The organism is Flexivirga sp. YIM B11880, assembly GCF_058148645.1.
The window spans coordinates 474,493-498,474 of record NZ_JBMAMH010000001.1 but is presented as its reverse complement, the minus strand read 5'-3'; the positions used below and the strand labels follow the sequence as shown (position 1 = coordinate 498,474).

Annotated in this window: 22 protein-coding genes and 1 pseudogene; 16 read left to right on the top strand and 7 right to left on the bottom strand. The window is 67.6% G+C overall.

Annotated elements, in window-relative coordinates:
- Positions 1–37: 37 nt before the first annotated feature.
- Positions 38–1,138 (bottom strand): MFS transporter, encoded by a 1,101-nt coding sequence (locus ACN8HC_RS02385; RefSeq protein WP_490073264.1) that lies wholly within the window; start codon positions 1,136–1,138, stop codon positions 38–40.
- 209 nt (positions 1,139–1,347) lie between these two features.
- Here ACN8HC_RS02385 and ACN8HC_RS02380 point away from each other — a divergent pair, with 209 nt between their 5' ends.
- The gene (locus ACN8HC_RS02380; RefSeq protein ID WP_490073263.1) at positions 1,348–2,235 is read left to right on the top strand and encodes a LysR family transcriptional regulator; all 888 of its coding nucleotides are present in this window, start codon (positions 1,348–1,350) and stop codon (positions 2,233–2,235) included.
- Here ACN8HC_RS02380 and ppk2 read toward each other — a convergent pair.
- The gene (gene ppk2 / locus ACN8HC_RS02375) at positions 2,217–3,074 is read right to left on the bottom strand and encodes a polyphosphate kinase 2 (RefSeq protein WP_490073262.1); all 858 of its coding nucleotides are present in this window, start codon (positions 3,072–3,074) and stop codon (positions 2,217–2,219) included. The genes ACN8HC_RS02380 and ppk2 overlap by 19 nt on opposite strands.
- 174 nt (positions 3,075–3,248) lie before the next feature.
- On the opposite strand from ppk2, the gene ACN8HC_RS02370 reads away from it, so the two are divergent.
- The 12 genes and pseudogenes from ACN8HC_RS02370 to ACN8HC_RS02315 all read left to right on the top strand — a co-directional run bounded on the left by ACN8HC_RS02370 (position 3,249) and on the right by ACN8HC_RS02315 (position 15,614).
- The gene (locus ACN8HC_RS02370; RefSeq protein WP_490073261.1) at positions 3,249–3,794 is read left to right on the top strand and encodes a HutD/Ves family protein; all 546 of its coding nucleotides are present in this window, start codon (positions 3,249–3,251) and stop codon (positions 3,792–3,794) included.
- Positions 3,795–3,940: 146 nt separating this feature from the next.
- A pseudogene (locus ACN8HC_RS02365) lies at positions 3,941–4,543 on the top strand (MFS transporter); the annotation flags it as partial.
- Complete coding sequence (locus ACN8HC_RS02360; RefSeq protein ID WP_490073680.1) at positions 4,473–5,312, top strand: MFS transporter; 840 nt, start codon at positions 4,473–4,475, stop codon at positions 5,310–5,312. The pseudogene ACN8HC_RS02365 and the gene ACN8HC_RS02360, both read left to right, overlap by 71 nt.
- Positions 5,309–6,520 (top strand): CaiB/BaiF CoA transferase family protein, encoded by a 1,212-nt coding sequence (locus ACN8HC_RS02355; protein ID WP_490073679.1) that lies wholly within the window; start codon positions 5,309–5,311, stop codon positions 6,518–6,520. Before ACN8HC_RS02360 ends, ACN8HC_RS02355 begins: the two co-directional genes overlap by 4 nt.
- Entirely contained in the window at positions 6,517–7,713 is a 1,197-nt protein-coding gene (locus ACN8HC_RS02350) for an acyl-CoA dehydrogenase family protein (protein WP_490073260.1), read from the top strand. The genes ACN8HC_RS02355 and ACN8HC_RS02350 overlap by 4 nt, the downstream gene beginning before the upstream one ends.
- A gap of 30 nt (positions 7,714–7,743) precedes the next feature.
- Positions 7,744–8,754 (top strand): LysR family transcriptional regulator, encoded by a 1,011-nt coding sequence (locus ACN8HC_RS02345; RefSeq protein WP_490073259.1) that lies wholly within the window; start codon positions 7,744–7,746, stop codon positions 8,752–8,754.
- Positions 8,747–9,103, top strand: coding sequence for a YidH family protein (locus ACN8HC_RS02340; protein WP_490073258.1), 357 nt, complete (start codon positions 8,747–8,749; stop codon positions 9,101–9,103). The genes ACN8HC_RS02345 and ACN8HC_RS02340 overlap by 8 nt, the downstream gene beginning before the upstream one ends.
- Positions 9,100–9,453 carry a DUF202 domain-containing protein gene (locus ACN8HC_RS02335; protein ID WP_490073257.1) on the top strand — a complete coding sequence of 118 codons (354 nt, stop codon included), beginning with the start codon at positions 9,100–9,102 and terminating at the stop codon, positions 9,451–9,453. The genes ACN8HC_RS02340 and ACN8HC_RS02335 overlap by 4 nt, the downstream gene beginning before the upstream one ends.
- 211 nt (positions 9,454–9,664) lie before the next feature.
- The gene (locus ACN8HC_RS02330; protein ID WP_490073256.1) at positions 9,665–10,870 is read left to right on the top strand and encodes an ATP-binding protein; all 1,206 of its coding nucleotides are present in this window, start codon (positions 9,665–9,667) and stop codon (positions 10,868–10,870) included.
- 517 nt (positions 10,871–11,387) lie between these two features.
- On the top strand, positions 11,388–11,762 hold the full coding sequence (locus tag ACN8HC_RS02325; RefSeq protein ID WP_490073255.1) for a hypothetical protein: 375 nt from the start codon (positions 11,388–11,390) through the stop codon (positions 11,760–11,762).
- A gap of 54 nt (positions 11,763–11,816) precedes the next feature.
- Complete coding sequence (locus ACN8HC_RS02320; protein WP_490073254.1) at positions 11,817–14,030, top strand: eCIS core domain-containing protein; 2,214 nt, start codon at positions 11,817–11,819, stop codon at positions 14,028–14,030.
- Positions 14,031–14,243: 213 nt separating this feature from the next.
- Positions 14,244–15,614 (top strand): APC family permease, encoded by a 1,371-nt coding sequence (locus ACN8HC_RS02315; protein ID WP_490073253.1) that lies wholly within the window; start codon positions 14,244–14,246, stop codon positions 15,612–15,614.
- A 67-nt stretch (positions 15,615–15,681) separates the two neighbouring features.
- On the opposite strand, the gene ACN8HC_RS02310 is transcribed toward ACN8HC_RS02315, so the two are convergent.
- The 3 genes from ACN8HC_RS02310 to ACN8HC_RS02300 all read right to left on the bottom strand — a co-directional run bounded on the left by ACN8HC_RS02310 (position 15,682) and on the right by ACN8HC_RS02300 (position 19,209).
- On the bottom strand, positions 15,682–16,935 hold the full coding sequence (locus tag ACN8HC_RS02310; RefSeq protein ID WP_490073252.1) for a sensor histidine kinase: 1,254 nt from the start codon (positions 16,933–16,935) through the stop codon (positions 15,682–15,684).
- Positions 16,936–16,995: 60 nt separating this feature from the next.
- The gene (locus ACN8HC_RS02305) at positions 16,996–17,166 is read right to left on the bottom strand and encodes a hypothetical protein (protein ID WP_490073251.1); all 171 of its coding nucleotides are present in this window, start codon (positions 17,164–17,166) and stop codon (positions 16,996–16,998) included.
- A gap of 378 nt (positions 17,167–17,544) precedes the next feature.
- A complete protein-coding gene (locus tag ACN8HC_RS02300; protein ID WP_490073250.1) occupies positions 17,545–19,209 on the bottom strand; it encodes an ABC1 kinase family protein in 1,665 nt (554 codons plus the stop codon).
- Between the two features lie 365 nt (positions 19,210–19,574).
- Between ACN8HC_RS02300 and ACN8HC_RS02295 the strand changes: the two genes are divergently transcribed.
- Positions 19,575–20,279 carry an MBL fold metallo-hydrolase gene (locus ACN8HC_RS02295; protein WP_490073678.1) on the top strand — a complete coding sequence of 235 codons (705 nt, stop codon included), beginning with the start codon at positions 19,575–19,577 and terminating at the stop codon, positions 20,277–20,279.
- Positions 20,280–20,285: 6 nt separating this feature from the next.
- Here the strand turns inward: ACN8HC_RS02295 and ACN8HC_RS02290 are convergent, their stop codons facing one another.
- Complete coding sequence (locus ACN8HC_RS02290) at positions 20,286–20,870, bottom strand: M10 family metallopeptidase domain-containing protein (RefSeq protein WP_490073249.1); 585 nt, start codon at positions 20,868–20,870, stop codon at positions 20,286–20,288.
- Positions 20,871–21,569: 699 nt separating this feature from the next.
- On the opposite strand from ACN8HC_RS02290, the gene ACN8HC_RS02285 reads away from it, so the two are divergent.
- Entirely contained in the window at positions 21,570–22,880 is a 1,311-nt protein-coding gene (locus tag ACN8HC_RS02285) for an exo-beta-N-acetylmuramidase NamZ family protein (RefSeq protein ID WP_490073248.1), read from the top strand.
- Between the two features lie 12 nt (positions 22,881–22,892).
- Here ACN8HC_RS02285 and ACN8HC_RS02280 read toward each other — a convergent pair whose 3' ends face one another.
- Positions 22,893–23,513, bottom strand: coding sequence for a class I SAM-dependent methyltransferase (locus tag ACN8HC_RS02280; RefSeq protein WP_490073247.1), 621 nt, complete (start codon positions 23,511–23,513; stop codon positions 22,893–22,895).
- Between the two features lie 39 nt (positions 23,514–23,552).
- Here ACN8HC_RS02280 and ACN8HC_RS02275 point away from each other — a divergent pair, with 39 nt between their 5' ends.
- Positions 23,553–23,897, top strand: a complete 345-nt coding sequence (locus ACN8HC_RS02275) for a TraR/DksA family transcriptional regulator (RefSeq protein WP_490073246.1) — start codon at positions 23,553–23,555, stop codon at positions 23,895–23,897.
- Positions 23,898–23,982: the final 85 nt, after the last annotated feature.

Here is a 23,982-nt window from a genome sequence, read left to right as displayed (position 1 = left end):
GCGTGAGTGCGACCGTCAGGGTATGCCGGTGACGCTGTCAACGGGTGAACTGCAGCATCCGCCAGGTGGACGCCACCGCGACGACGATGATCAGCCCGGCGAAGCTGACCACCAGGGCGACCGTGGGCACCCAGGTGAGCAGCACGCCGCAGGCGATGACCGGCACGGTGATGCCGGTGTATGCCGCGAGGAACATCCCTGCCACGGTCTCTCCGCGGGCGGCCGGATCCGCCATCCGGTTGGCGGCGGCGATGCTCGACGCGAAGATCAGTCCGATGCCCGCGCCGGCGACCACCCCGCCGGTGCTGAAGACCGCCAGCGAGGCACCGAGGGCGCCGACCGCGACGAGCACCAGGCCGGCCACGATGAGCCCGATTCCGGCCTGCAGCTTGGGCCGTGGCCGGAGGCCGTGCAGCGCCACCTGGGAGACCGACGAGGCACCCATGGCGCCGAAGACGACGAGCCCGGTCACGAGTCGCGAGTGCACGTGCATCACCTCGCCGAGCACGCTGCCGGTGAGCGAGGTGAAGAAGCCGAGCACCGCGAACGATCCGGCGGCGGCCAGCCCGGTGGCGATGAATTCACCTCTGACTTCAGGCGATACGCGCACGCGCTGCGGTCGGTATGCCGGCCGGCGGCCCGGGGCCTCGACCGTTTCCGGGGCGATCAGCGCCACCGCCGCGACGAGCGCCAGGGCGACGAGGAATGCCAGGTACGGCAGGGTGAGCGGGTCGGGCAGCCACTCGGTGAGCATGCCGCCGATCAGCGGGCCGAGCGCGAGGCCGCCGGTGTTCACCGCGCTCGCGACCAGACTGGCGCGGCGGCCGTCCTCGTCGGGTGCGCCGATCCCGCGCAGCTCGGCGAGGTGCGCGGTCGCGGTGGAGGTGAGCGCGCCGATGCCGACGCCGCAGATGAAGCGCGCGACGAGCAGGCTCGTGACGTCCTTGAAGAAGACGAAGATCAGGCAGGACACCAGCTCGGTGACGACGGCGGCCAGCAGCACGCTGCGCCGGCCGAGGTAGTCCGACACGTGGCCGGCCAGGTAGAGACCGCCCATGACACCGAAGCCGTAGGCCGCGAAGATCACCGTGATCATCAGGGTGGGGAAGCCGTCCCGCGCCTGGTAGAGCCCGTACATCGGAGTCGCACGGTGGTGAAGGACATCGTCGCGGCGAAGGCCGCGGCCACCAGCCAGAACGCGTGGCGGTGCCGCGCGGTGTCGGGCCGGGCAGCTGCCTGGCCGGGAGCGGTTGTCATCATGGTCTCCCTCGTCCGCCTTGGCGGCCTATCGTGTCCAACGAACAATCTCACATCAGTTATCGCTATTGCCGATTAGAATCGGCGGGCATGGACACGCGGCAGCTCGAATACTTCGTCACGGTCGCTCACGCGCGCAGCTTTACCCAGGCTGCGGCGCGGCTCAACGCGGTGCAGTCGACGGTCAGCGCCGGTGTCGCCGCACTGGAGAAGGAGCTCCGGTATGCCGTGCTGCTGCGCTCTACCCGCCGTGTCGAGCTCACCCCGGAGGGAGCGCGGTTGCTGCCCATCGCGGAGCGGATCCTGGCCGACGAGAAGCTGATCCGAGCGATCGGTGGTGAGCCGGTGGCGCCGCTGCGTGGCCGGATCCGGTTCGGCACGCTGACCAGCCTCGGCTGGCTGGACATTCCCGGACGGCTCGGCGACTTCCACCGCCGGCACCCGGACGTGAAGCTGTCGCTGACCCAGCGACCTCGCGGATCGAGCGACATCGTGCGCGAGCTGCGGGCCGGCCGGCTCGATGCCGGCCTGGTCGGCCTCGACTCGCGGGAGGTGGCGGATCTCGCGCCGACCGTGCTGCAGGACGTCCGGTTCGTCGCGATGCTGCCGCGGGAGCATTCCTGCGCGGACGAGGCGGTGGTGTCGGTCCGTGACCTCGCCCGCGAGCCGTTCGTCGACGTGCCGGCGGGATTCGGCAACCGGTTGCAGGTGGACCGCTACCTCGCGAGTGAGGGACTGCGGCGCTCGGTGCTCGCCGAAGTGCCGGACCTGACGACGGTGCCGGACTACGTGCGCGCCGGCCTCGGTGTGGCGGTGGTCCCGGAGCCCGACGGAGGACTGCCGGCCGGAGTCGTCATACGACCGCTGAAGGAGCAGTTGCGCTGGCAGCTGTGTCTCGTGTCGTCGCCGCAGGCGCGCGAAACCCCAGCGGTACAAGCGCTTTTGCGGGTGCTCAGCGCTCAGCGGGCGGAGCGGTAGCCGCCCTGGAAGCCGTCCTCGCCCTCGTCGAGGATCTGCTTGGCCGAGCCGACGACCTTGGGGTCCGGGTAGCCGATCACCGCGCGGTCCTTCCCGGGGTAGGGGAGGCTGTCGAGCACGTATCGCATCGCCTCGAGCCGGCCGCGCTTCTTGTCGTTGGACTTGATCACCGTCCACGGCGCCCAGGATGTGTCGGTGTGCTCGAACATCGCCTCCTTCGCCTGCGTGTAGGCGTTCCACTTGTCGAGGCTGGCGAGGTCGGTCGGGCTGAGCTTCCACTGTTTCACCGGGTCGGTGGAGCGGCGCTCGAAGCGGGCGATCTGCTCCTGACGCCCGACGGAGAACCACAGCTTGATCAGCCGGATGCCGGCGTTGACCCACATCTGCTCCAATTGCGGGCAGGAGTGCATGAATTCGTCATACTGCGCGTTGGTGCAGTAGCCCATGACGCGCTCGACGCCGGCTCGGTTGTACCACGAGCGGTCGAAGAAGACGATCTCCCCGGCGGCCGGCAGGTGGGCGACATACCGCTGGAAATACCACTCCGACTGCTCACGCTCGGTCGGTGTGCCGAGCGCGACCACGGTCGCCCCGCGCGGGTTGAGGTGCTCGGTGAAGCGCTTGATCGCACCGCCCTTGCCGGCCGCGTCCCGGCCCTCGAACACGATCGCGACCTGCTGCCCGGTGTCCTTCACCCACGCCTGCACCTTGAGCATCTCGATCTGCAGGCCTCGTTTGATCCGCTCGTACTCCTTGCGAGTCATCTTGACGTCGTAGGGGTAGCCCGCCTTCCACGCGTCGTGGCGCACGTCGGGCAGGTCGAGGCTCGATTCGGTCACCGCCCGAGTCTGGCAAATCGGTCGGTATGACGCGAGTGGTTCCCTCGATCGACTCGTCTAGCGTTGTCTAGGGAAACACCGATACAAGCCGATAGGGGCCGATCGGTGGTTGAGTAGGGCGACCGGAGAGCCTGTTGGGACACCACGGCTCGGCATAACGGAAGGCGAAAGCAGATGGCTGACAAGGTGATTCGTTTCGCGGACGCCACGACGATGCCTTGGCTGGGCGGCGGGGGCATCACGCACGAGCTCGCCCGTCACCCGGCCGACGGAGACTTCGGCTGGCGGCTGAGCGTGGCGGAGGTGCAGCAGGACGGTGCGTTCTCGCGGCTGGACGGGATCGATCGGGTCATCGTGCTGTGCTCGCCTGGTCGGATGACGCTGAACGGTCGTCTCCTGGAGCGCTTTTCGCCATACCGCTTCGACGGTGGCACAGCGGTCAGCTGCACCGTCCCCGACGGGCCGACGCGCGACTTCAACGTGATGACCCGCCGAGGCTTGTATGTCGCGGACGTCGCGACCGTCGTCAACGACAGCTCGGCCGTGGGGGTGCCGACCGGCGCGCAGGCGTTCGTCGTCTGCCTCGACGGCACGGTGCACTGCGGCAGCGAGCTGACCGCCTTCGATCTGGTGCGCCTCGAGGAGGGCGACGAGGCGACGGTCGACGCAACCACCGGCGCCGCCGCCGTCGTGACACTGAAGGCCATGCCGGTCGGCTGACGACCGCCCGCCGATAGGCAATTCCGAACGATCCGGCAGCGAACTGGCCGTTGTAGGGCGTGGGTCCCGCTGGTGCCATGGAAGGACCAGATCGTGATGTGGGTCACCCCGACCCGCGAGCGACCTCCCGGTGAGACGGAGACCTCATGACCACCCTGGAAGTACACCCGCCCATGCCGAGCAGCCGAGTGACGCGAAACCGACGGCGCGCCTGGGGCGTGACGATTCTCCTGTTCTTCTTCTTCAGCCTGAACTTCGCGGACAAGGCGGTCGTCGGCCTGGCCAGCGACCAGATCAGGAGCGACTTCGGCATCTCGGCGGCACAGTTCGGACTATTGGGCAGCGCGTTCTTCTGGCTCTTCGCGGCCGGAGCGATTCTGTTCACCTGGATCTTCAAGAAGACCTACTACACGTGGGCCGCGGCGTTCTTGATGCTGAGCTGGTTGATCTGCCTCGCTCCCGCGATCTTCCCGATCTCCTTCGGTGGGTTGCTGGCCTCACGGATCGTGCTCGGTTTCGTCGAGGGTCCGACCCACGCGCTGTGCCAGTCCACGATCGCCGACCTCTTCGGCCCGAACCGCCGCGCGTTCGCCGGCGCAGTGGTCAACGCGGGATCGTCCGTCGGCCCGCTCATCGCTGCGCCGGCACTCACCTGGGTCATCCTCACCTTCTCCTGGCATGCCGCCTTCGCGGTACTTGCCGTCTGTGCCGCGGTGTGGCTGGTCTGCTGGCTGTTGTATGTCGACCGCTTCCCGCTGCGGCGATCTGCGTCCCGTGTCGTGCCCGGATGGATCGAAAACCGTGGCGACAGCGAGCCTCTCGCCGAGGAGCCAGTGGTCGACATCGACGTGCCGTTCGGCAGGCTCCTGGCGCTGCGCAGCTTCTGGGGACCTGGCGATGGCGTGCTTTGCCGGCTATCTCATCGCCGCGCTGGAGGTCACCTGGCTGCCGGCCTATCTGCACAAGGCACTCGGGTATTCGCACCAGGCGGCCGGAAACCTGATGATCCTCCCTTACCTCGCGACGATCGTGGTACTGCTCGGTGCGGGGCTCCTCTCGGGCCGGCTGTTGCGGCGTGGTCACTCTTCGCACGTCGCCCGCGGCCGGCTCACCGCCGTGCTGCTGGTGATCGGCGGTCTGGCGATGGCTCTCTTCACCCGTCTCCAGCCCGGTCCGATCCAGCTTGCCCTCGTGGTCGTGGCTTTCGCGGTGAACAGTGTCCCCTTCTTGATCGCCTTCCACGGTGCCTCCGACTTCCTGCCCGCGAAACAGCGAACCGCGTTCTTCGGGTGCATCATCGGCGTCTACAGCCTCGCCGGCATCGCCGCGCCATACGCGCTCGGAATGGTCATCGAGCACGCGAAGACGCCGGCCGCGGGCTACGCACAGGGGTTTCTGTGGATCGGCATCATCATCGCGGTGCTCGGTGGGATCGGCGGCATGCTGGTCAATCCCGAACGTGCACGGGCCACCCTCGAGACCGTCGCCCTCGAGCGTTCGATCGGTGGTGCCAAGTGACCGCGGATACCGCGCCGCTGGACGGCATCCGCGTGCTCGATCTCGGCCAGTACATCGCCGCACCGGGCACTGGGCAGGTCCTGGCCGATCTGGGCGCCGACGTGATCAAGGTGGAGAGCCCGACGGGCGACCAAGCGCGCAACATCGGACTGTTCGGCGAGGCCATGGTCGCGGCATACAACCGGGACAAGCGCAGCATTGCCGTGGATCTGCGGCGGGCTGACGGACTGTCGGTGTTGCACGAACTGCTGGCCGGTGCGGACGTGCTGATCCACAACTTTCGCGCCGACTCCGCGGAACGGCTGGGCCTCGGAGCCGACGAGCTCTGTGCCCGCTACGCGCGACTGATCTACGCGCAGGTCTCCGGTTTCGGACTCCGCGGACCGTCGCGGGACCGTCCGGGATTGGACATTGCGGCGCAGGCGGAGTTCGGCCTGATGTATTCCACCGGCCAGGCGGACGGCGAACCGCAGCGCGTCGGCGTCGCCATCGCGGACATCAGCGCGGCCAACGCTCTGGCCACCGGCATCCTGGCGGCGCTGTGCCGTCGCGCCACGACGGGTCGCGGAGGCCAGGTCCACACCTCCCTGCTGGAGGCGGTCGTCTCGCTGCAGGCCGCGCTCTGGAACGAATATCAGCAGACCGGGATCGCTCCGGCCCGCAAGGGCAACGGCCAGGCTCTCGCCGCCCCGGCTGCCGACGTCATCCAGGTCGACGACGGTGCGATCGTCCTGTCGGCATACACCGATCACAAATGGGCGGCGTTGTGTCGCCTGATCGGCCGACCGGAGCTGATCGCTGACCCTCGGTATGCTGACAACGCGACCCGCGTGGCACATCGGCCGCAGTTGCTCCATACGCTGAGCGAGGCGTTCACCGGGATGACCCGCGCGCAAGCCATCGGAGTGCTCGACTCCGCGGGCATCGTGTGCGGCGCCATCCGTTCCCTCGCCGATGTTGCCGACGACAAGGACGTCCTGGCGTCGGACATCCTCGTCGATGTGTTGGAGCCGAACGGCAACGGCAGCACGAGTCCCGGCCTCGGGTTCAGCATCGACGGAGCACGCCGCACCTGCTCGCTGTCCGCTCCCACGTGCGGCCAGCACAGCCGGGAGATCCTGCACGAGCTCGGCCACAGCGAGGACGACATCGACCGGCTGATCTCCACCGGGACCATTCACACCGACCAGCAAGGAGCACGCCGGTGATCGACGCGGACATCTACGGCCAGGACTTCGACACCTACGTGAGCACCATCGCCGACTTCACCGCTGAGGAGCTGATTCCGGCCGAGGACGAAATGGTTGCAGCTGCTGCGGTCCCGCAGCGGTTGGTCGATCGTATGGCGGCTCTCGGACTCTTCGGCATCTCCATCCCTCGCCGGTTCGGCGGCCTGGAATGGTCGATGGAGCAGCAGGTCCGGCTGACCCTGGAGTTCACCCGTGCCTCGTGCGTCTACCGGTCCCGGTTCTCGACGGTGATCGGCCTGTGCTCGCAAGCCATCCTGGACCACGGAACTCCGGACCAGCAGTCGACGCTGCTGCCCCGGATGGCTGCCGGTGAGCAGGTGACAGCATTCGCACTCACCGAGGAGGACGCGGGCAGCGACGCCGCCAGCCTGAGCACGACTGCGATCCACAACGGCGACGGTGACTACCTCGTCAACGGCGCCAAGCGCTACATCACCAACGCCGCCTGGGCGGACGCATTCCTGGCCTTCGTGCGCACCGATCCGGCGGACGAGGGAAGTGGCGGCGTCTCGGCGCTGATCATCGACGCGGACACACCTGGCGTGAAGACGTCGCTGCCCGGACTCATGAACGGCCATGCGGAGGCGCCCGTAGGGGAGATCTCGTTCACCGACGTCGTCGTCCCGGCGACGAACCTGCTGGGCGGCGTTGAAGGCCGCGGATTCCAGGCTGCGCTTCGTGGCATCAACCATGCGCGCCTGCACGTCGCGGCGACCTGTGTTGGCCAGGGCACCCGATTGCTCGAAGAGACGGTGGACCATCTCAACCATCGCAAGCAGTTCGGTGCACCCTTGTCCGACCTCGGCGCGGTCCAGGCGGTCCTCGGTGCGAGTTTTGCGGAGCTGGAAGCAGGGCGAGCTCTCGTGCTCGACTGTGCGGCTGCCTTCGACCGAGGCAGCATTCCGCGGCACCGCATCTCGGCGGCCAAGCTCTACTGCTCCGAAATGGTCGGTCACGTAGCGGATCGGTGTGTGCAGCTGCTCGGCGGTGCCGGCATCGTCGGCCCTCACCCGGTGCCGCGGATGTGGCGCGACGTCCGGGCCCTGCGCATTTACGAGGGGTCCTCGCCGATCCACGAACGCAACCTGGCCCGGGCGATGGTGCGCTCAGTCCGCGAGCACGGCTCACTGCCGGACACCTATCGCGTGTGAGCAGCTGCTCACCGAGGAAGAATCGAACTCGTGGAGATCCGTCAACTGGAGTATTTCCTGGCCGTGGTCAACTGCCACGGCATGAACCGCGCCGCGGAGCACCTCGGCGTCGCCCAGGCGTCCCTGTCCCAGGGCATCCAGCGGCTGGAGCGCGAGCTCGACCTCAGTCTCTTCCACCGCACGGGGCGCAACCTGGTGCCGACACCGGCGGGTGAACTGCTGGTCGAGCCGGCCCGCAAGGTCCTCGACGATCTGCTCGCGATCAAGGACATCATGAGCGGCGCCCGCGACATCCAGGTCGGCTCGCTGCGCGTCGGCACCATGCCGGAGATGTCGAGCGAGGCTGTCGCGGCCTGGAGCGGCTCGTTCAGCCGGCTCTATCCCGGGATCCAGATCGAGCTTGCGGAGTACGACAGCGCGAAGACTTTGTGCGAGGAGGTGCTCACCGGGGGCTGTGAGATCGGGTTCACCACCTATCCGATTCCGGTGGCAGGGCTGGAGCGGGTCGACCTCGGGCAGCAACGTCTGCTGCTCGTCATGCCGCCCGAAACTCATGAGACGGCAATGGATTCGACCGTCGAGCTGGCCGACCTGGACGGCATACCGCTCATCACCAGCAACGCGGCCGTCCGGGAGAGCCATGTCGTCATGACCGCGCTGCAGGATGCCTCGGTGAAGCCGCGGGTTACCGCGTGCGTGCCGAACCGGCACGCACAACTCGCGCTTGTCCTCAACGGCAGCGGCAGTGCGTTCCTGCCGCTTCGTATGGCGGTGGCGGCGCACCGGCTCGGCGCCGTCGTGGTGGAGACGAGCCCGCTGATCTCGACCTACTTCGGCAGCGTGCACCGGCCGGGCAGCCTGAACCCGGCGGCGCAGAGTTTTGTGGTCCAGAGCCGTGCGGACCTGCGCCGATGGAACAAGCTGATCGCCCGGCACCAGGAGGCCGGCGCGACGTTGCTCAGCGCAGCGGTGCGCGCCGATGGCGAGCTGCACCACGGCAGGCCCGTGCCGGGTCCGGAGATGGAGGTTCGGGATGAGTGACGAGGGACGGTGGCCGCGCTGGGTTTATCGAGTCGGGGAGGACCCGGATTACCGCTTCTCCTTCGCCAACGAGCGGACCTTCCTGGCGTGGATCCGAACCGCGCTGGCTCTGGTGGCCGGCGGTGTGGCCCTGGAGTCGGTGCATCTGTCGTGGTCGTATCCCGTTCGGCACTCCCTGGCGCTCGGACTGCTCGTGCTCGGTGGCGTCTGTGCGCTCTCGGCGTGGCTGCGATGGTGCCTGGCCGAGCGCGCGATGCGGCGTGGCGAACCGTTGCCGTCGAGTCGCCTTTCGTCGTTGGTCGCGGTCGGCGTGGTCGCGATGTCTGTCGGGTTGCTGGTGGCGGTGTGACCGCACCTACGGCTGATCCCGACGTGGTGGAGAGTGCTCGGGAGCTGCCCGGGCTGCAGAACGAGCGGACCGCGCTGGCCTGGCAGCGCACCGCGCTGTCACTCGTCGCGGGCGCCGCGGCGATCAGTCGGCTGACGTATGCCGAGCTCGGTGGCACGGCACTGCTCTGCACCGTCTTCGCCGTCATGCTGGGCGGGATGCTCTTCCGGAGCAGCGGGGTGCGATACCAGTGTCGCGGTTCATCGGCAGGCGCCCAGGCCCGGCGGTATGACGGGCGCAACGTAGCATTCACCAGTCTGATCGTGCTGCTGTTGGTGGGCACCGAACTGCTCGCCACTCTTCTGCGCTGAGCCGTGGCCAAGGTTCTAAATCTTGGCCGAGCCCGTGTCGAAACCGCCCTGGAGAGTCTCACCAAGCGGTGGTCGAGCGGAGCGTTTCTAAGTGGTGGCCGAGCCGGGCGAGCCCGCAAGGGCGAGCCCGCGTCGAGGTCAGCGCGCCCGTCCAATGCGACACGCTAAGGATGTATCAGTCCAGTCCTAGATAAGCCCATACAGTCCTCGCGTGGACCCGATACGCAACCCCTACGCGCCCGGCGCCGGGCAGCGGCCGCCCGAGCTGGCCGGTCGTGACGACGAGCTGCGCACCTTTGACGTGGTGCTGGAGCGCGTCGCGCGCGGCCGTCCGGAGCGCTCGATCGTGCTGACCGGTTTGCGCGGCGTCGGCAAGACAGTGCTGCTGAATTCGTTGCGCTCATCGGCTGTTCGCGCCAAGTGGGGCACCGGCAAGCTGGAGGCCCGGCCCGACCAGCGGCTCCGCCGGCCGCTGTCGTCGGCGCTCCACCAAGCGGTGCGCGAGCTCGGCCACTCCCAGCAGGCCGACGTCGACCAGGTGCTCGGCGTCATCAAGGCGTTCGCGCAGCGCGACGCCGGCCCGAACGCGAAACTGCGCGACCGGTGGAACCCTGGCATCGATGCACCCGCAGTCACCGGCCGTGCCGACTCAGGCGACATCGAGATCGATCTGGTCGAATTGCTTTCCGACGCAGGCGGATTGGCGGCCGACATGGGCCGCGGCATTGCGATCTTCATCGACGAGATGCAGGACTTGGATCCGGAGGACGTGTCGGCGCTGTGCGCGGCGTGCCACGAGATCAGCCAGGCGTCGCTGCCGGTGATCGTGGTCGGCGCCGGCCTGCCGCATTTGCCGGCGGTGTTGTCGGCGTCGAAGTCCTACAGCGAGCGGCTGTTTCGCTACGCCCGCATCGACCGCCTCCCGCGGGAGGCGGCGGACAAGGCATTGCAGTCGCCGGCGCAGGAGGAGGACGCGAAGTTCGACGACGCCGCGCTTGATGCGATGTATGCCGCCACCGGCGGCTACCCCTACTTCATCCAGGCCTACGGCAAGGTCGCGTGGGATGTTGCTCCCGGCTCACCGGTGACCGCCGCCGACATCGACGTGGCAGCACCCGCAGCGGAGGCCGAGCTCGCGGTCGGATTCTTCGGATCTCGCTATGAGAGAGCCACCCCCGGTGAACGTGAATACCTGCGAGCCATGGCGGACGCCGCGAGCGACATACCCGACGAGGAACGGGACGGCGTCGAGTCAGTGCCAACTGCCGCTGTCGCCCAGGTCCTCGGCCGCAAGCCGCAGTCGCTCTCGCCGGCGCGGGACGCGCTGCTGAAGAAGGGCTTGATCTACTCCGGTGAGCGCGGCCGCATTGCGTTTACCGTGCCGCACTTCGGGAAGTATCTGCGCAGCGTCGGTTGAGCAGGTATGACGAATGTGAATATGCCGGGGGATGAATGTGCAGGGGAATTGGCTCTAGGGCATAACTGATCAACCGAAATGATCGTTCGGTAAGCAGCTGGAAAGCGACATGAGCCGATCATCGGCGGTCGGAAGCTGCTGAGCACAAGTGTGGCGCAGGCCGGCCGAGTTGCTTCAAAAATTGCCAAAGACTTAACAGTTCCATACGCTTTCGTGAAGAAGCCATTTCTGCGAACGCCCCTGGGACAGCGGGTGACTCAACCTGATCGGCCGGCGCGCTGCCCGGTGACACGGCACTTGTCCACGCGCAGTCGGAAGAGTCCGCCGCACTTCAATTCGGGGATGCACGGAATTATTGACAGCAAACGGTTGCGGGAGCACACTTCGGGAACAAGGTACGGCTCCCGCGATCGACTCTCATTGCGCCAGATAGCACCTTGCTACCTCCATTTTTCTTAGCTGAGGACTCGACGAACTCCATTGATTCGTCCTGGCCGTTTTCGAGAGGAACTCCGTCATGGGTAATGTCCCGTTCACCAACAACAGTTGTGGCAGTAAGAGCGGTGAGTGCGTGCCGGTCGGGGGACCGCTCAACCCGGGTGATCAGGTCGAGATCAACGGCAGCATCGACCTGAGCCCGTGCATCGTCGGCAACAGCAACGCCAAGCTCTACAGCGTCACCTTGGCCGAGCAGTCCGGTTTCTACAGCTACGTCGTCACCGTCGTCGCGGAGGGCCCGCACGGACTCGGCTCCGGCTGGCTCAACCTCTATTTCACCGACCGCACCGGCGACCGCTACGCACTCGGCATCTGGAAGTCGGAGAAGCTCCAGCACACGGTCGCCTACAACAGCTCCGACCCGGCGATCGTCAAGATCGAGTGGGGCGCGTAGGCCGCCGGCCAACGCTCCGCTCGCGAGTCACCCACTGAGACGAAGGCGCATGACATGTCTGCGTTCACATCCGCGAATCTTCGTAAACCACAAATAGTTCCGTCTCCCGACCGTCGATCGGAGGATGACGGATTCAGTGCCCTCGCCGCGCAGCTGGGTGCCGATCCGGTGACAGTGAAACGGGCCGGTGGTCACGCTGTCTCCCGTGCGTTGCGGGGCCGAGAGCTGATCGCCGCAACCCTCGGGTCGACGGTCTATCTCGACGAGAGCGCTCTCGCCCTCGCCGGCCCGGCCGAGCGGCGAGCTGTGCTCGCACACGAGTTGGTCCATGTGCTGCAGCAGACGGAAGGTGCGCGCTGGCACCGAAGCGACGACTCAGCAGCGGCCATGGAGGCCGAGGCGACCGCCCTCGGCCGGCTCACGGCGGAGGATCGGCCGCTTCCGCCGCGCCGCCGGGACCTCCAGGAACCCGGATGGCGGCTCCAGGGCCACGACTCGTTCGAGCACCGGCTGCTCGGCGACACCCCGACCAATCTGCTCAACGCCCTCGTCGCCGGTCAGGGCAGCCGAGGCGACCGCGACGCAGGGCTGGCAAGCGCATGCGCTCTGCTGGATTACCTCGGAGCGAATCCGACGAGCATCGACCCGGTGAAAGTGTCCGAACTGGCGGGGTTCCCCGTGCGGATGGTCACCCTCACCGGCAGCGGGCTGCAAGTCACCTACGGCGAGCTCAACACGATGGCCGACTTCCTCACCGGGGCCGCCGAGATCGATGAACTCTCCGCGGACATCATGCTGCCGATCCTGCAGATGGTCCGGCATCAGGGCTGGGAGAAGCTCAACGCGCTGCGCACTACGCCTGACCAGCAACCCGACTTCACCTCGTGGCTGCAGTCCTTCTGCCCCGGCTCGGTCGCTGCGATCCTGGAGACCGAGCAGCTGGACTCTCTGACCCGCGGTCTCGGCCCGAGTGGTCGCGACCACTACAAGGGGTCATTGGCCCGCAACGCCTGTCACTTCGCGCCATACACCTGGTGGCGGTGGAAGGCCTCCTACTCCGTGGCGGTGGCGACCGCCAAGCAGGCGTACCAGACGGGCAACAGTGAGCTCGTGCGACAGGCCTGGCTGGCGCACGGCTATGCCGATCACTTCCTGCAGGACTCGTTCGCCGCGGGGCACCTGGTCAACAAGACGCTGGTCATGCAGTGGTTCATCGAGTGGGCCACCGGCATCCCGCTCCTGCCGGTCTACAACTGGGACGCCTTCAAGCTGCTGACCCCGGGCAACCAGCCGGGTCTGACCAACCGGCGGCTCTACGACCCGGCGTATGACGGGCTCGGCACCGACCCGCAGACCACCGAGGAGCAACCCACTCTCGCGCAGCGGACGGCCAACTCCGGAGTTGTGGCAGCCGCCGGACAGAACCTGGACCAGGCATATCAGTCCTACCTCGCCATGCTCGACAGCCCGATCGTGCAGATCGTCACGAACGAGCTGCACGACGTCCTCGACGGGCGATCGGTCGCCGCCGCTTCTGCGCAGGGCTCGGACTATGTGATCTGGGGCGATGACACGATGCTCAACGGCGGCACGGGCGCCGCGGCCGCCAGCGCCGCCGCTCAACTGTCCCAGCAGTCGATCGCCGACATTCTCGCCCGCGGTGGCACCGACACCACCGTGCAGCAGATCCAGGCGCTCTTCCCGAGCAAGGTCCAGAGCAACGGCCAGCTCATCTCGCTGGAACAGTGGCACGCCCCCGGCGGGGAGCTGTGGAACCTGTGCCGGTCCGACCAGGTGTTCAACTCCAACCAGACCTGGGCGTTCGGTGGCGGCTCCTACCTGATGCCCGATCTGGGTGTCGTGTCGATCGACCAGTCCGGCAGCTGGGTGCCGCCCGGTGGCACCGCACCGTTCAGCACGACGGATGCGGGCAAGACCAGCGGGACCAGCATGTCCGAGATCGGCTGTCTGCAACCCGGTGGCACCGTGACGATGAACGGCAGCGAGGACCTCAGCTCGTGCATCGTCGGCAACAGCGGCGCCAAGGTCTACAGCGTGAAACTGGCCAAGCAGTCCGGTTTCTACAGCTATGTCGTCAGTGTGGTCGCCGAAGGTCCGCACGGCGCCTTCTCGGGGTCGATGTACCTGTACTTCACCGACCGCACCGGCGACCGCTACTCGCTGAGCATCTTCCGGGCCAACAAACTGCAGCACACGGTGGCCTTCAACAGCGCGGATCCGGGGATCGTCAAGATCGAGTGGAGCTGACCGGCGGCCCTGTTCGCCATACCCGGACGGTCCGCTCCCGACATGGACGCCGGACAGCTCGCGATGACCTGCTCCTCGGCACCCACCGGGTGACACTGCTCAATCACCGGCTCACGAAGCGGACGACATCGGGCGGCATACCCCGCAGCGGTTCGGTGGAGAGAATGGCGGGTACGCCTGCCCCGTGCCCCGCGGACCACACGCCCTCGCCCGATGAGCCGGACCTCCACCACACCTGCCACCACGAAGTCCGGCCACGGACGCATCGGACTCCTCTCGTGCGTCGCCTTCGCCGTCGGGACAATGGTCGGAGCCGGTGTCTTCGTCCTCTCCGGGATCGCCGTGCAGAAGGCCGGACCGGCCGCTCTCGTGTCCTTCCTCCTCGCCGGGATCCTCGTCCTGCTCTCCGCGCTCTCCTTCGCCGTGGTCGCGAGCCGGGCGAGAGCGGGAGAGTCAGGGTACGCATACGTCGGCCGGGCTCTCGGACCGTTCTGGCGCTTCCTGGCGTCCTGGGCGTTCTACGTGGGCGGGGTGATCGGCGTGGCGTTCGTCCTCGGCGCCTTCGGGACCTATGTCCATGACTTCTTCGTCGGTGGCGTGTCGCCCGTGGTGTGGGCACTCGCGGCAGCGGTTCTGCTGACCCTGCTCAACCTCGGTCCGGCCGACCTCATCGGGCGCGCCGAGACCGTGCTCGTCGCGGTGAAGATCAGCATCCTCGTGCTGCTGATCGTGTTCGCGTTCATCCACCTGGGGCGCGCGCACTTCAGCCCGTTCGTTCCCCATGGCGGCATGTCGGTCGTGACGACGAGCGGCCTGCTCTTCGTCGCCTACCTCGGTTTCAACGTCGTCTGCAACATGGCGCCGGACGTCGAGGACGCGCCGCGCACGATCCCACGGGCCATCGTCCTGAGCATGGGAATCGTCGCGGTGGTCTACCTCGGCGTCGTCGTCGCTCTGCTCGCCGGCGGGATCCACACGTATGACGAGGCGTCGGTGGGACGTGCCGCGAGCAACCTCATGGGGTCCTGGGGCGGCATCCTGATCCCGATCGGTGCCCTGGTCTCGACCCTCTCCGCGGCGAACGCGAACATCCTGGGCTCCTCCGACATCATGGTGCGTTTGGCCAAGAGCCGGGACGTGCCGACCTTCCTCGGACGCATGTGGCACGGCCATCCGACCGTGACTGTCCTCGGCGGTGCGGTGGTGTATGTCGTACTCCTCCTCTCCGGCTCGACCGAGTCGGTCGTGGCCCTCGCCAACGTCGCAGCGATCGGCGCCATGGCCGTCATCAACATCGGGGCCTTCGTCGCGCTCCGCCGGCACGACGACCAGGGGATCGGCCTGCCGGGCGGGCCGGTCATCCCGGCTCTCGGGCTCGTGACCGCGCTCAGCCAGCTGGTATTCATCGGGTGGGTCCAGGTCCTCATCGGCTTCGTCCTGCTCGCTGCGGGCGCGCTCGTGTATGGCGCTCGGCGGCGGTGGCACCATCCGGCCCACCACGCGGAGCTCACTGCGCAGGTGGACCGTGGCGACACTCCGGTGGCGCGCGCCGTCGGCGGCCGATCGCCCGCCAGCAGCCAGTAGTCGTCGCCGGCGCGAGAGCAGACGGACAGTTGCCGGACTGCGCACCAATGCGGAGGGAGAGCTGCGCTCAGACGTCCGCTGGAAGCTCGAACCACGCAAGCGTGCCGCCACCCGACCGTGGCTCGAGCCCGATCGTGCCGCCGTGCGCCTCGACGATCCGCCGGCAGGTAGCCAGCCCGATGCCGTGGCCGTCGACGTCGAGTTGCCGCGCTCGCGAATAGAGTTCGAAGACGTCGTCTTGGTCGTTTGGCGCAACGCCGATCCCGCGGTCGGCGACCTCGATCCGAACGCGGCCGCCGCGGACCTGTCCGCGAATCTGCACCGTGCAGTCGGCGTCCGGGTCGGTGTACTTGATCGCGTTGGTGACCAGGTTGAGCAAGAGGGAGTGCAGCTGCAGACGGTCGCCGCGCACAACCGGCAGATCCACCACGGTGAGTTCCGCGGAGCGGCGCTGGATGAGTTCGGTGAGATCCTCCTGGACGGACTCGGCGACATCACCGAGGTCGACCGGTGCACTGCCGAGCACTCCGTCGACCTGTGCGTAGTCCAGCAGCTCGTTCATCTGGTCGATCATCCGCCCGCCTGCGCGTCGTGCCCGCGCCACCATCGTCTCGAGCTCGGGCACCGTTGAGATCGCGGTCGTCTCGTGGAGCACCTCCAGGTAGCCGATGATCGCCGTGAGCGGGTTGCGCAGGTCGTGACTGACCTGGTGCGCGAAGCTGCCGAGCTGTTCGTTGGATCTGCGTAGCTCCGACCTGGCGGCGTCGAGCTCGGCGAGCAGCACCTCCAGCTCGGAGGTTCGCCGGCGCAGCTCCAGCACCTCGATCACCTGGCGGGCGAGGGTGTCGAGTGCGTCGGCCTGCGCCGGCGTGAGGTCACGGGTCCGGGTGTCGAAGACGCACAGCGTCCCGATCGTCACCCCGCTCGGAGTGCGCAGCTGGCTGGCGGCGTAGAACCGCACATCCGCAAGAACGCCGGTGACGAAAGGATTGTCGGCGAACCGCTCATCGGTCCGCGCGTCACGCAGCACAACGGTGTCCGTTTCGTGCATCGCGATCTCACACATCGACTCGTCCCGCGTGCACACGGAGGTAGGGATGCCGTATGTCGCCACGCCGTGCTGCTCGGTGCCATCGATCAGGTTGACGGCCGCGCTCGGGACGGCGCACGCGACGGCCGCCAGCTGCGCCAGGTCGAACAGCTCGCTCGGCGCCTGGCGTCCGAGCACGTCATACGCCTGAAGCTCGGCGACCCGCCGTCGATCGATCACGGCGTCCGGGGTGTCGCAGTGAGTTGACGTCGCGATGTGCTCGGCACGCATGTCCTCATTGTGCCGATTCCCCGTGTGACCCGTCGCACACGGCACGGTGTGCGGTCGTACTCAGCGGTCCGCGTAGCTCAGGCCGGACAGGAGAACCTGGACCATCTTCGTGGCGTCGTACTCCTCGCGCTGCTGAGCGCCGATGCACAGCGACCTCACCACGCCGACGCTGCTGATCGCCGGTGACGCCGACGACTCTGCGCTCAGCGTGCGCGGCCCCGACTGGTTCACCGACGCGTTCCGCCTCGCGCGCGGCATCACGGATCTGCTGACGCTGCACGGAGGGGAGCACTCCCTCGGCGGAATCTATGGCGCCCAGGACCCGCACACCACCGACGAGAGCCCCGCCCGGGTCGCCTTGATCCAGCAGGCGAGCATCGCATGGTTGCGGACCGCGCTCGACCCGAACATCGACGCCTGGCCGGTGCAACCCGACCCGGCCCTCGGCCGGATCGACCGCACCCGAATGCGATCGGCGATGCTTCGCACGACCTCTGGTCGGCGCGAGAACCCACTACGACTACGGCCTGGTGGACGGGCGCTATTGACCTGCGACAGTGCACCAGGCAGATCGACTCTGGACGAGCAAGCACAGCGCGTCAACGGGGGTCAGCCGTCGCGATCGCGCAGGGCGGCCTTTTGTGCGTTCCGGTCGCCGACGACGATCGCGGCCATGAGGACCCCGCCGGCGATCGCTGCGAGCAGGAAGAAGGTCATTGCTATCGCTGGGTAGCCGAGAATCGTCCTGGACGTCCGGACCTGCATCATCAAAGCTGCACCGACCACGATGGCCGCGAGAATGATGCCCATCGTCAGGCGGTTTGCCGACCGCTGGAGGACCGACAGGAAACGCACCTCGTCGATGGTCTTGACCCGTACGGCCAGCTCGCCGTCGGAGAGGGCATCCAGGATGCGGTTGGCCCGCCTCGGCAGCTGAGCGGCGAAGTCCTTGGCTTCGATGGCCGAGGAGAGCGCCCCCGACAGCGAAAGCGACAGCCCGCCGTGAAGGATCTCCTCGCTGTTTTCCTGGATCGCCTGTGTCGGGTCGAAATCGGGGGCAAGATGCTTGATGACCTGGTCGAGATTGAGCAGGGTCTTGCCGACCATGGCCATCTCCGCCGGCGGTCGCAGCCCGTGAACCCCGCAGAGGCGTGACAGTTCGAGCAGGACCGTGCCGACCTCCACCTCGCCGTGGAGGGCCACTGCGCTCGACACCAGGTGCGACACGTCATCGCGGAACCGCGCCGCATCGTAGCCCGCGAGGGCGTGGCCCATCTCTGCCAGGACGAGGGCGGCTTCCTCCCCGTCACCCTCGCTGAGGGCCATCAGCAGCTTCACGATCTTGCCCTGCACCCTTCTCGGGACCGTGGCGACCATCCCGAAGTCGATGAGCGCGAGGCGCCCGTCCTCGGTCAACAGCACGTTTCCCGGGTGGGGATCCGCGTGGAGCGTGCCGTCGACCAAGATCATCCGCAGGTATGCGCTGAACAGTTCCTCAACCAGCGGATATCGGTCGACCTCGAGGAGACCAAGCGGGCCGACATCGGTGACCGGTTTCCCGGTAACGCGGTCCATCGTGAGGACCTTGGAGGTCGATAGGTCCGCGATCGGCTGCGGGATGAGCAGGTGCTCGTAGGGCTGGGTCAGCTCCCCGAAACGTACGAGGTTAGCCGACTCGCGCCGGTAGTCCAGTTCGTCCGCCAGCGAGCGTCGGAAGTGCGCGAGCAGCGAGGCGACCTGGAAGCGCCGACCGCCGTCGGTGTGTCTTTCGGCCTTCTCAGCCAGGCCAGCAAGCACCTCCATGTCGTCGCGGACGCGCTCACGCACGCCGGGCCGCTGGACCTTCACGACGACGTCACGGCCGTTGCGCGTGACGGCCCGATGAACCTGCGCCAGGGACGCCGCGGCCAGGGGGCTGTCGTCGAACTCGGAGAAGAGGCTCTTGACCGGCGCTCCCAGCTCGGCCTCGATGATCTCCCGGACCTGCGTGACGGGGAACGGCTCGACCTCGTCCTGTAACCGGGTCAACGCCTCGGTGTACGGCGCGGGAAGCAGGTCGACTCGCGTCGAAAGCAGTTGGCCGAGCTTGATGTACGTCGGACCCATGCGCTCGAGATCTTCGACGAGCTGGTTCGGCGCCTCTTCGTCGAGGTCGGGTTCTGCATCCTCGGTGAGGAACTCGTCGGCCCTGGCGCCCGCGAACAGGTCGGAGCGCCCGTAGCGGACCAGGAGCTGGATGAGGTCGACATACCTGCTGCGGTGAGCTTGATCCATGGACCTGACCTTATAGACGGGAGGACTCGCAGGTCGTCTGCCTGCGTCGTTCTCGTGGCATCCCCCGCCGCCTGTCCAGTTCGACACAAGAAGGAGTGGTGCACCTGCGATGTGCAGGCGCACCACTCCGCATCGCGCGACGATCGAGAACGCACCCAGCGGCACCGCACCGGGCTTGATGCCGCTGAAGTCCGGCTTGCCGCCGATCTTTCCGATCACGGGCGAAGTACATCCGTAAATGCCTTAATGACCGTGCCGCAAGGCCTTCCAGATCGGCCCAGGCAATCGGGTCCTGACAGGATGACGTGGTGTTCCGCAACGCAGCCGAGATCGCGTCTGGCGTCTGGGTGACCACGAGCCGTCGGATGGTGACGACTTCGACCATTTTGACCGACGGTTGCCATGCCTTCCTGATCGATCCGGCTTGGGATCCGGACGAACTGGACTCTTTGGCAGTGGATCTCGCGAGAGCGGGTCTGGAAGTCATCGGTGGTTTCGCGACGCACGCGCATCACGACCACCTGCTGTGGCATCCCGGGTTCGGTGACGCGGCGCGCTGGGCGTCACCGGAAACAGCCGAACTCGCCGTCACCGAACGAGACGAGCTGGTTGAGGCCCTCGGCGACTTCCCGGCCGAGCTCACGGACCTGATGGGTCGGGTGTGTCCCACAACGAAGTTGGCGACTGACGCCTTGCCGGACGGCTTCGAGATCGAACTGGTGATCCACGACGGCCACGCGCCCGGCCACACCGCGCTCTGGCTTCCGCGCCAGCGCGTGCTGCTCCCCGGCGACATGCTCAGCGACGTGGAACTGCCGCTGCCGTTCTGGCCCGACGACGTGCCGGCATACCTCGCGGGTCTCGACCGGCTCGCCGAAGTCGTCGATCTCGCGGAGTTCGTCGTGCCCGGTCACGGTCGAATCGGCACGGATGCGCGCCAGCGGTTGGATGCCGACCGCCGCTACCTCGACGAGGTGATGCGCGGCGGGCAGTCGGCCGACCCGCGCATCGGCAACGACGGTATGGCGGAGATGCATCGGCACCTGCAGGAACTCGCCGGCGACCGATAACGCCCGTCAGTCGGTGAAGCACGGCCCGAGGCCGAGCTGTCGCAGACCTTCCCGATCGCCCGGCCCGAAGGCGATCTGGCCGGTGTTTTCGGCATTCATCAGCTCGTGGGCGTCCGGCACGTGCTGCAGTCCGACAAGATGGCCGAGCTCGTGCATCACGATCGCCCGCGCGAGCGGCCAGCCGTCGGGGAGACGCAGGATCTCGGCGAAGTCCGGGCCGTCGAGATCGACCTCGCCGCTCACCCAGTGCTGCTCGTCAGGGGAGGAGAACGGCGCTCCGTACGGCCCGGCCAGACCCGCGACCCGTCCCGCCAGACGAGGGATCACGGAGGGGTCGGTCCATGCCACCAGCACGGGCGACCACCTGTCGCCATACCGATTCTTGTCCATCGGACCGCGCGTCGTCGACGGTGCCTCCGCGGTCGGTGCGTCGATGACGAAGCGCAACCCGGTCGCCGCGCTCACCTGCGCGACCGCCTCCTCGACCAGCTGCTCGCCGCCGACCGGCTGCTCGGTGTCGTTGACGGCCAAGTGAATCGGTCGGCAGGGATCCCACGCGACCGGGCGGTCCGAACCGGAGATCGTTCTCATGAAAGCGAATTCACGCGATGACGACGCCGAGGCCGGTGGAGCGCCGAGCGGGTGCGCGCTGGCGTCGCTCGGCACCGGTGGCCAAAGGCCACGCGCCCCGCGGCTGTGCTGACTCACGAGTGACGAGCCGTCCCCGACGACTACATCAGTGCCCGGAACGTGCAGCCCGTGCGCCACCGTGCTCGTCGACGCGCCGAAGACGTGCGACTGCAGGTAAAGGGCGCCGACCGCGACGAACACCGATGCCGCCATGAGGACGGCCGTCCAGCGCCGCCGGCCCGATCCTGACCGCCGGGCAGCCGTTGTATGACGCTGCCGCGTCGCGGGCACCGGCCACGCGCTCGCACCCGCCCGTCGTCGAGGCCGCGGCCGTCCGGCCTGGATGTCCGCCAGGCACCACAAGCACACCAATGTGCCGCGTCCTCCGATGCGGCCCGCCCGATCACCTGGGCCCATGCCCTCCCGCAGGCACACCGGCTCAGCGACTGAACACGCACTATCTGCACCGGTTCCTCCACGACACCCCCCTTTTCACTCAGTGACCGTGAGGAGCACGAGTGTGGCGGAAGATCCGGCACCGCTCACCGATATTGCCGAAGCTCGGCCGGCTCAGGTCGTTGATTACCACTACTTGACAGCTTCCGAAAACAATTGCCCGCGTTCCGCCACCGCGTCACCCCGCTGCGGCAGGCTCGGATGATGGACAACACAAGCGAATTCAGCAACGGGCGCCTGGGCCGACGCGGCTTCCTGAGCGCGGCGGCGATCACCGGCGCCGGAGCACTGTCGGTCGGTGCCGCGGAGCGGGCGAGTGCTGCGACCAGCGGGCGCCGTCATACCGGCTTCCGCTGCGGCGCCGACGTCGCAGCCGGTGACGGCTGGAAAGTCTTCTCCGGACAGCGCATCGGCGTCATCACCAACCCGACCGGCGTCGTCCGCGACGGGCTGCGCAGCATCGTCGACGTCATGGTCGAGTCCGGCAAGGTCGAGATCGGCGGTGTCTTCGGACCCGAGCACGGCTTCCGCGGCACCGCGCAGGCCGGCGAGTCCGAGGGCACGTATGTCGACGAGCGCACCGGCGTCACCGTGTATGACGCCTACGGCGCCACCATCGAGAAGTTCGCCGGCTACTACCAGACCGCCAAGGTCGACACGATCGTCTTCGACATCCAGGACGTCGGCGCGCGGTTCTACACCTACATCTGGACCATGTACAACGCGATGGCCGCCGCCGCAAAACTCGGCAAGCGGTTCGTCATACTCGACCGGCCTAATCCTGTTGGCGGACAAGCGAAAGGACCCGTCCTCAAGGACGGCTTCACCTCCGGCGTCGGCCTGGACAAGATCGCCCAGCAGCACGGCATGACAGTCGGCGAACTGGCGCGCTTCTTCAACGGCGAGTTCATGCCGACCGTCGCCGGGGCGAAGGTCATCGACCTCGACGTCGTCAAGGTCGAGGGCTGGTCACCCGACGAGCTGTATGCCGGCACCGGCGCGCCGTGGATCATGCCGTCACCGAACATGCCCACGACCGACACCGCGCTGCTCTACCCGGGGACGTGCATGTTCGAAGCCACCAACCTGTCCGAAGGCCGCGGCACCACACGGCCGTTCGAGCTGATCGGCGCGCCATACGTCGACTACAAGTGGGCGCAGCGGTTGGCCGGCGAGAACCTGCCCGGCGTGGAGTTCCGCGAGGCGTACTTCAACCCGACCTTTTCCAAGAACGCCGGCCAGGTCTGCGGCGGCGTGCAAGTGCACATCATCGAGCCGAGCCGCGTCGACGCGATCCGCACGGCCACCACCATGATGACCACGCTGCGCGACCTGTATGCCGAGTTCGACTGGCGCGGCGACGCCGGCCGCTGGATCAACCTGCTGACCGGGTCGGACCGGTTCCTCAAGATGTTCACCGCCGGCGACAGTGCAGCGCAGATCGTGGCGGCGTGGCAGCCGGAGCTGAGGGCGTTCGACCGGACCCGGCGGCAATACCTGCTCTACCGCCGCTGACTGCTCGGGTCGCTACGCCTTGGTTGCGGTGCAGAGGAACAGGCCGAACTCGCGGTCGCCCTTGGTGATGCTGGTCGCGTCGGTGAAGCGGATGTCGGTGAAACCGGCGTGCGCCAGCCGGTCGGCGAGGTCGTCGCGATCGAATCCGTCATGCCCATCGAATTCGGGCTTGTCCGCATGGAACAGCCCCTCCGGATCCGCGTCGAGATCCGCGACGGCCAGCCGGCCGTCCTCGCCCAAGAGCGTCGCCACAGCCTGGAACAGCGCATCGATGTCGTGCACGTGGTGCAGCGCCATCGAACTCCACACCACGTCATAGGTCCCGTCGACCCGGTCGGTCGTCAGGTCCGCCTGTATGGGGCGCAGCCGGTCGGCGAGGCCCGCCGCTGCGATCCGTTCCTGCGCGACCCGCACCATCCCGGCGGACGGATCCGTCACGAGGACCGAGCCGACCCGGTCGGCCAGCAGGATGCTCAGCCGGCCGGTGCCGCCACCGAGGTCCAGAGCGCGCATCCCGGAGTCGAGCTCCACCGCCCGCTCGATCGCCCGGGCGACGGCAACCTGGCGCTTCTCATGGCCGGGGTCGTCGTCCCACGTCGCTGCCTCGTCGTCGAATCGCGTGTGTTCGTGCACAAAGTCGACCCTAGCCCCGACTCGTGTCAGCATGACCGGATGGACGGCGCGCGCGAACTGCTCGAAGCAGAACGCGAGCAGGCGCTGCGCCGGCTGGGCTATCTGACCGGCGACTTCAACGACGTGGTGGAGGCGTCCCGCGACTCCAACGCGGACGACGAGCATGACCCCGAGGGCGCCACCATCGCCTTCGAGCGGGCCCAGGTGTCCGCGCTCGCGCAGCAGGTTCGCGGTCACCTGGCCGAGATCGACGCCGCACTCGACCGGCTCGCTGCCGGCAGCTACGGGTTCTGCGAGCGCTGTGGGCAGCTCATCTCGCCGAGTCGCCTCGAGGCCAGACCTGCTGCGCGGACCTGCATCAGCTGCGCCGTGGGTCGGGGCTGAGGGCGAGCCGGACGGGTAAGTCTTGCCCCGCTGGGTAACAGGCCGTGACGAAGGCCGCGCGACGTGCACTGCCGGGCGGCACCGC